General features: G+C 51.1%; 7 protein-coding genes. 3 read left to right on the top strand and 4 right to left on the bottom strand.

Annotated elements, in window-relative coordinates:
* The 3 genes from E9531_RS05435 to orn form a co-directional block, all read right to left on the bottom strand.
* Positions 1-565, bottom strand: a 565-nt coding sequence (locus E9531_RS05435; protein WP_136572727.1) for a transposase family protein, incomplete at its 3' end; no start/stop codon positions are given.
* Positions 566-751: 186 nt separating this feature from the next.
* A complete protein-coding gene (adk, locus tag E9531_RS05430; protein ID WP_136572726.1) occupies positions 752-1,408 on the bottom strand; it encodes an adenylate kinase in 657 nt (218 codons plus the stop codon).
* 284 nt (positions 1,409-1,692) lie between these two features.
* Positions 1,693-2,325: an oligoribonuclease gene (orn, locus tag E9531_RS05425; protein ID WP_136572725.1), complete on the bottom strand. Its 633-nt coding sequence runs from the start codon at positions 2,323-2,325 to the stop codon at positions 1,693-1,695.
* A 240-nt stretch (positions 2,326-2,565) separates the two neighbouring features.
* Here orn and E9531_RS05420 point away from each other — a divergent pair, with 240 nt between their 5' ends.
* Positions 2,566-3,873, top strand: coding sequence for a M48 family metallopeptidase (locus tag E9531_RS05420; protein WP_136572724.1), 1,308 nt, complete (start codon positions 2,566-2,568; stop codon positions 3,871-3,873).
* A 33-nt stretch (positions 3,874-3,906) separates the two neighbouring features.
* Positions 3,907-4,944: a ribosome small subunit-dependent GTPase A gene (gene rsgA / locus E9531_RS05415; protein ID WP_136572723.1), complete on the top strand. Its 1,038-nt coding sequence runs from the start codon at positions 3,907-3,909 to the stop codon at positions 4,942-4,944.
* Between the two features lie 89 nt (positions 4,945-5,033).
* On the opposite strand, the gene E9531_RS05410 is transcribed toward rsgA, so the two are convergent.
* The gene (locus E9531_RS05410; RefSeq protein WP_136572722.1) at positions 5,034-5,534 is read right to left on the bottom strand and encodes a LapA family protein; all 501 of its coding nucleotides are present in this window, start codon (positions 5,532-5,534) and stop codon (positions 5,034-5,036) included.
* Between the two features lie 163 nt (positions 5,535-5,697).
* Between E9531_RS05410 and E9531_RS05405 the strand changes: the two genes are divergently transcribed.
* Positions 5,698-7,167 carry a malonyl-CoA decarboxylase gene (locus E9531_RS05405; RefSeq protein WP_136572721.1) on the top strand — a complete coding sequence of 490 codons (1,470 nt, stop codon included), beginning with the start codon at positions 5,698-5,700 and terminating at the stop codon, positions 7,165-7,167.
* Positions 7,168-7,220 lie beyond the last annotated feature (53 nt).

Raw genomic sequence — 7,220 nt, 5'->3', positions numbered from 1 at the left:
ATAGCGGACAGGCTTTGTCCAATGCCTTGAGAAAGGCTTTGGCATTGGCTGCTGTCTTGCTGTTTTTGATCTGCACAAACACCCACCGCGTAGCGCGGTCAATGGCCACAAATAGGTAGCTTCTGCTGGCCTCATCCTGCATTTGAGGTAAGTATTTGATGTCCACATGCACATAGCCAGGCTCATAGGCTTTGAACTTCTTGGCCTTGGGCTGCATGGTGCGCAGGTTGCCAACGCCGTGGCGCTGCAGGCATCGACCCAAGCCAGAGCGCGAGACATCTGGGCACACGAACTCACGCATGACAGCCAGCAGATCGTCCAACGATAGCAACAAGCTCTTGCGCAGGTGCACCGCAATGGCCTCTTGCGCGGTATTCATCGTGGTCTGCAGCCGGTGGGCTGTATGACTGCGATCTTCAAACGTATCGCGTCCTCGCCATTTGCGCACGGTCATCTCGGTCACGTTATGCCGTTTGGCGAGTATGGCGACACTGTCCGTGCTGCTTGCAAATTCGGCTCGCACTGCTGGTGTGGTGCGCGCATTTTTGTGCAAAGATATCTTCATGCAGCGCCCTCCCGGTGAGCGCTTTCTCGTGCCTTCAGCAGTTCCTTGAGATCTCGCAGGACCTCTCTGGCTCTGGACAGCGGGCGTCGATTGATTTCTATATTATCGTTCGGGATGCGACAGCTAGACAAACAAAAAGCGCCATAAATGGCGCTTAGATTTTAGGATGCTTTTATCCGTAATGCGTTATTTACTGAGGGCCTCGAACGCCCGAGCAGTGATGTCGCTTACAGAGCCTACGCCACTGATTTTGCGGTACTGCGGTGCAGTGGCTGGCTCTTTTTGAGCCCACTCAGAGTAGTAAGCCACCAATGGCCGTGTTTGGGCGTCGTAGACCTCTAAGCGCTTATTGACGGTTTCTTCTTTGTCGTCATCACGCTGAATCAGTGGTTCACCTGTAACATCGTCCACACCTGTGATTTTGGGTGGATTGAATTTGATGTGGTAAGTACGGCCACTACCTGGGTGCTGACGGCGGCCTGTGGCACGCTCGAGAATGTCACCAAAAGGTACATCAATTTCCAGCACGTAGTCGAGCTTAACGCCAGCTTCTTTCATGGCATCTGCTTGTGGAATCGTGCGAGGAAATCCGTCGAATAAAAAGCCTTTGGCGCAATCAGACTGTGCGATGCGCTCTTTGACCAGGCCAATAATGATCTCATCACTGACCAATTGGCCTGCATCCATCACGGCTTTGGCTTTTACGCCCAGTGGCGTGCCTGCCTTGACTGCGGCGCGCAGCATGTCGCCAGTGGAAATTTGTGGAATACCGAATTTTTCGCAGATAAAGGCCGCTTGTGTTCCTTTTCCTGCGCCCGGTGCGCCCAGCAAAATCAGTCTCATTGGAATGTCCTCGACTTTCTTCGTATTGAACCAAATTTGTTCATGGGTGTGCCAAGACATGCAAGTCGTGCATGCACGCGGCACTGAAATGAAGTGAAATAATCACCCGTAAAGGCTCTGGATGCTAAGGCGAAAAGGCTCCAAAAGAGCATCCAGAGGTTGTTATTCTTTTCGTGTGAAACACAGATAAGCATAGCACGCTCATAGTGCAAAAACAGGCGCTACGGTGTCATCCTTTGGTTGGCAGGGAAAACCTGTAGATCCAATGTGTTCACAGACAAAGATTAGATTTTCATGACTTGTTGACGGTAGTACTCCAACTCGTCAATAGATTCATGTACATCGGCCAACGCAGTGTGTTTTTGCGCTTTTTTGAAGCCAGTTGTGATTTCTGGCTTCCAGCGCCGTGTGAGCTCCTTGAGTGTGCTGACATCGATGTTGCGGTAGTGAAAGTATGCTTCTAGTTTGGGCATGTATTTCACTAGAAAACGGCGGTCTTGGCCAATCGTGTTGCCGCACATTGGGGATTTGCCTTTGGCAATGTACTTGCGCAGAAATTGCAGGATTTGTGCTTGGGCTTGTTCTTCGTCAATTGTTGATGCTCGCACTTTGTCGATCAGGCCGCTGCGTCCATGCGTGCCTTTGTTCCATGCGTCCATTTTGCCCAAGATGTCATCGCTTTGATGGATGGCAATCACGGGGCCTTCCACACGTGGCTGCAATTGTGGGCCTGTAATGACGACAGCGATTTCCAGTAGTCGATCCGAGTCGGGATGCAAACCAGTCATTTCGCAATCTAACCAAATCAAGTTGTCATCGGATTTGATTAAGGTGGTTTGCGAATTCGCGGAAGCGGAAGGAGCGGCTGCACCATCAAGTTGTTCGGATGCTGCTGTAGAGACGATTGCGGTGTTCATCCTCGAATTGTCGCGCATTCAGGGTAGTGCTTAAAGCATTTCTGTGCGATTCTTATCTGAAGAATGGATGCGCTGCGATACTTGCAACTTTGTAGAAGCTGTCTAATTACTGCTGTTGAGCGTTGCCTTAAACTGCGCGCTGGTGTAAAGCTGCGAATGTTGTGCCAGATATCCCTTGGATGCGGTGATTGTATTTTTACCCTTCACTCTTACTGAAGAAAAGTTTTTGATTTTTTACACATGACGAACCCCTCTTTTTCGCCAGCTCTCTGGTTTACGGTTTTGTTTGTGGCTGGCTTGCTGCTGCAATTGGTGGTCGAAATGTGGCTCGGTGTACGCCAAGTGAGGCATGTTGCACTTCACCGCGCTGTCGTACCTGCGATATTTGCGCAACGTATTGGTTTAAGCGCCCACCAGCGCGCCGCTGATTACACCGTAGATACGGTCCGCTTGGGTATGTTTGAAAACGTGGTGTCTGCCATGGTCTTGATCGGCTGGACACTATTGGGAGGGCTTGATGCATTGAATCAAGCCCTTTTGAGTTGGACTGGGCCGGGCTTTGTGCAGCAATTGTTGGTTCTGTTGGCTTTTGCGGTGATTGCAGGGGCGATCAGCTTGCCTTGGGGTTTGTACAAGACCTTTGTGATTGAAGAGCGTTATGGTTTTAACAAGATGACCTGGCGTCTGTGGTTGGCCGATGCAATGCGTTCTTTATTGGTTGGGACGTTGTTTGGTGTGCCATTGGCGGCAGCCGTGTTATGGCTGATGCAAATGGCGGGCGGCTTTTGGTGGCTGTGGGCATGGGCTTTGTGGGTTGCAGTCAATGTGCTGATGATGTGGTTGTTTCCGACAGTGATTGCGCCGTTGTTTAATCGTTTTAAACCATTAGAAGACGTTGCGCTCAAAGATCGGATTGAAGCGTTGATGGCGCGCAGTGGTTTTAAATCGCAGGGGCTGTTTGTGATGGACGGTAGTAAACGCAGTGCGCATGCCAATGCCTATTTCACAGGCTTGGGCAGTGCAAAAAGAGTTGTGTTCTTTGATACGTTACTCAACAAGCTCTCGGGGCCAGAAGTGGAGGCCGTGCTCGCGCATGAATTAGGGCACTTCAAGCACAAGCACATTACCAAGCGCTTATGGTCATTTTTTGCTTTGAGTTTTGCGGCGTTTGCTTTGTTGGGGTGGTTGCTGCACCAAGCGTGGTTTTATTGGGGGTTGGGCGTGATGCCTGCGATGTCTGATGGCGGTACCGTGTTGGATGCTGCGGTTAACAATAACAGTGCGTTGGCATTGATTTTGTTCAGCATGGTGGTGGGGGTGTTTGGGGGACTGGTTCAACCTTTGTGGTCTCAGTTGTCACGCCAGCACGAGTTTGAGGCTGATGCGTATGCAGTGGCGCAAACCAATAGCCACGACTTGGCTTCTGCATTGCTCAAACTCTACGAGGATAATGCCTCTACCTTAACGCCAGATCCACTGTATGCCCGTTTCCATTATTCACACCCTCCTGCCACAGAACGTTTGGCGCGGATGCAAGCACATGCCTGACAGTGCTCAGACCAACCACGGCGGAGCGTGAAGATGGCTGTTGCATTGCAAGAAGGATTGGTGGTGACAGGACATGGTCGCCATTACGTGGTTGAAACAGAGGATGGTCAGCGACGCATTTGCCATCCACGAGGCAAGAAGAGCCAAGCCGTTGTGGGCGACCGTGTGCATTGGCTCGCTCCTGCAACGGGGCAGGGCGATGAGGGCAGCATAGAAGCGATTTTGCCTCGCAGCAATTTGTTCTATCGCCAAGATGACATTCGCACTAAAGCATTTGCCGCCAACATCGATCAGGTATTGGTGTTGCTGGGTGCAGAACCCGTTTTCTCTGAATGGCAGTTGGCCAAGGCTCTGGTTGCGGCGCAGGCCGCTGGTATTCCTGCTTTGATTGGTTTGAATAAACAGGATTTGACGGAGCCTTTTGCATTGGCGTGGCAACGTTTGGCCGCTTATCGCCAAGTATGGCCTACCGCCCATCTTGAATCTGCAGGCTCTGCTGCGGCGTTACCAACTGGGCGAGCGCTGTATCCGGTGTTTCGTGTGCAGTTCGATGCCGAGCACGGTGGCGAGGACTGGCCAGCGCTTTTGCACCGATTACAGGGCAAAGCAACATTGGTCTTAGGCCCGTCTGGTGTGGGAAAGAGCACTTTGATCAACCGATTGGTGCCTGCTGCCGATGCGCAAACGGCAGAGATTTCACGGGCGCTCAACAGTGGGCGGCACACAACGACGACGACGACTTGGTATTGGGTGGATCGTGCCGAGCAGACAGCGGTGCTGGATTCGCCGGGTTTCCAGGAGTTTGGCTTGAACCATATTGAATGGCAGCAATTGCCGCAATGGATGCCAGACATTGGTCGTCACGCGACAGGATGCAAGTTCTATAACTGCACCCATATCCATGAGCCAGGCTGCATTGTGCGTGATGCGGTGGATAGGGAAGAGGTCGAAGCCACCAGGGTTGAAGAAGCCAATAAAGAGACTGCAGGCGGTATGGCCTTACCTCTTATCGCGCCTAGCCGCTATGCCTTGTACCAAGCACTATTTGCTGAGTTGCGCGATAAATCGTGAATACGTTCTGAAAGGGAGTGGTGGAAGGTTTGCTGCGGTGTTGTGAACGCACTTGTCGCATTCTGAACACTGTTTTAAAACACCAGATGTCACCACGTGTCATTTTTGGACGCAGAGGGTCTGACTTCGAGTTGAGGGATTACCGGTTGGCGCAACTGGTCTTCAATTTGGCCAAGGAAGGCCGCTGTGGTGTTGTCTGAATCATCCACACGGCTGTAGAGGTGCTCTTCGAGATCGTCAATTTTATTGAGCAGCACTTCTTGGCTTTCTTTATGCTGCTGAATTAAAAATTCGCGCAATTCGGTAAAACGTGACGCTTCAGCTTTATCAGCCAGCTCACGTTGGTGCTTGAGTTCTTTGGTATGGCGGTGGTAGTCGAGAATGACAGTGCCTTTGAGCCAGAGAATATAGGCCAAGAAAAAAACGCCCAGAATCGTCATTAACGACAACAAGATCAAACCCAATGGCGCTTGTGTTTCAGTGAAGCCAAAAGAGACGGTGGTGACTGCAGTCAACGCCTCCCAGTTCAAGAATGAAAGACCACCAATGGCCAGTACCAGCAAGATGATGAGCTGTAAGCGAATGTTCATAACCTCTGTCCTCTATGGATGGTTGAAATCATTTACTCTGCTGCGCCTGGCTGCAGGGCAAAGTCCCGTTAGGCTGAGATTATCATGTATCAACACGGTGTGATTGTTGGCGTGGATCTGCGCACTGGTGCTGGAGCTGCACGCCGTATTTCAAGGGATTCTCATGGGAAATAGCAATACGATGGTAGGCAACGTGTTGGCCAATGCGGCGCGTGGCGCAGGTTTCATGCGGATTTGGCGCAGACTGGTGGGCGGCCGTAGTGGCAGCGATGTTCAGTTAGCGGGGCTTCAGGCATTCGATAACAAACAGTGGGCGCTGGTGGACAAACTCCTGCAAGAAGCTGCCAGCCCGATCGACAGTGAAACGCGCATGCGGGCCAGAGTGCGTCAATTGCTGGATATGTATCTGCATGCCAATGGAGATGATCGCGTGCTGTTCATGCAACGATTGGCCAGTGGTTTCGGGGTGGACGGCGCTGCGCTTGAAGATGCGATAGTGGCCTACCAAGAGGCACAGGAGCCAAGCGATCAATTACTTGCACAGGCACGTATGGCTGATGCGCTGGAATCGCCACGTTTGCGAATTCTGAAGCAATTCAATTTGCTGCCTAACGGCATTGAGTCGTTGGTTTTTATGCGTGCTGAATTGCTTCAATCTGCGCAAAAAGAGTCGCTCGCACCATTAGAGCAAGATTTGTTGCGGTTGCTGACATTGTGGTTTGACGCAGGTTTTTTGGAGTTACAACGTTTGAGCTGGAATTCATCGGCTGCGTTGTTGGAAAAGCTGATTCGCTACGAAGCCGTGCATGAAATCAAATCTTGGGATGATTTGCGTAACCGTCTTGATTCTGATCGGCGTTGCTATGCTTTCTTTCATGGACGCATGCCGGATGAACCGTTGATTTTTGTGGAAGTGGCTTTGGTTAGCCAGCTTGCCAGCAATGTGCAAATGCTGCTCGATGAGGCGCAACCTACCCATGACACAGCACAAGCGACGACCGCGATTTTTTATTCCATCTCTAATGCGCAACCGGGTTTGCGTGGTGTGAGTATGGGGGAATTTTTGATCAAGCGGGTAGTGGCTCAACTGTCGCAGGAATTCCCCAATTTGAAGACCTTTGCCACGCTGTCTCCTGTGCCCGGTTTTGCCAAGTGGTTGCATACGAGGCTGGCCGATGATGATTACGTCGCGCAATTGCCTTTGCAATTGCGTTATATGACTGAAGGCGAGGGGGATGAGACGCGATTTGAACGCCTTCAGACGATTGTGCAAGCGCAAGATTGTGCGCATGACAGCGGCTTGGTTACAAAAGATGATTTGTTGGTACTCAAGCAATGGCTGCAAGGGGAGTGCGCCCATTACTTGCTGAATGAAAAACGTAGGCAGGAGCCGTTGGATCCAGTCGCACGATTCCATTTTGGCAATGGAGCAAGTCTGCAGCAAATCAACTGGATGGGAGATACGTCTCCCAAAGGCATGCGTGAGTCTTTGGGCTTGATGGTCAATTACCTCTACCAGTTGGATGCTATTGATGAGCAATACCACGCCTTTGCTAAGGAGGGGCGCTTGGCACGTTCGCCCGAGGTAAAGAAAATGCTGACAACGCGAGAAACCTTATTGGTTAAACCATGATTTACGTTGCCTAGTTGCCTACTGGTGGTAATGAAAATAGGGCCAGATATTTT

Origin of the sequence: Lampropedia puyangensis, from assembly GCF_004833285.1 — a bacterium.
Lineage (GTDB): Bacteria > Pseudomonadota > Gammaproteobacteria > Burkholderiales > Burkholderiaceae_C > Lampropedia > Lampropedia puyangensis.
This window is presented reverse-complemented; position numbering and strand designations above follow the sequence as displayed.

Coding starts and splice junctions, on each gene's coding strand:
- adk (WP_136572726.1), bottom strand. CDS start 1,408: ATGAGACTGATTTTGCTGGGCGCACCGGGCGCAGGAAAAGGAACACAA.
- orn (WP_136572725.1), bottom strand. CDS start 2,325: ATGAACACCGCAATCGTCTCTACAGCAGCATCCGAACAACTTGATGGT.
- E9531_RS05420 (WP_136572724.1), top strand. CDS start 2,566: ATGACGAACCCCTCTTTTTCGCCAGCTCTCTGGTTTACGGTTTTGTTT.
- rsgA (WP_136572723.1), top strand. CDS start 3,907: ATGGCTGTTGCATTGCAAGAAGGATTGGTGGTGACAGGACATGGTCGC.
- E9531_RS05410 (WP_136572722.1), bottom strand. CDS start 5,534: ATGAACATTCGCTTACAGCTCATCATCTTGCTGGTACTGGCCATTGGT.
- E9531_RS05405 (WP_136572721.1), top strand. CDS start 5,698: ATGGGAAATAGCAATACGATGGTAGGCAACGTGTTGGCCAATGCGGCG.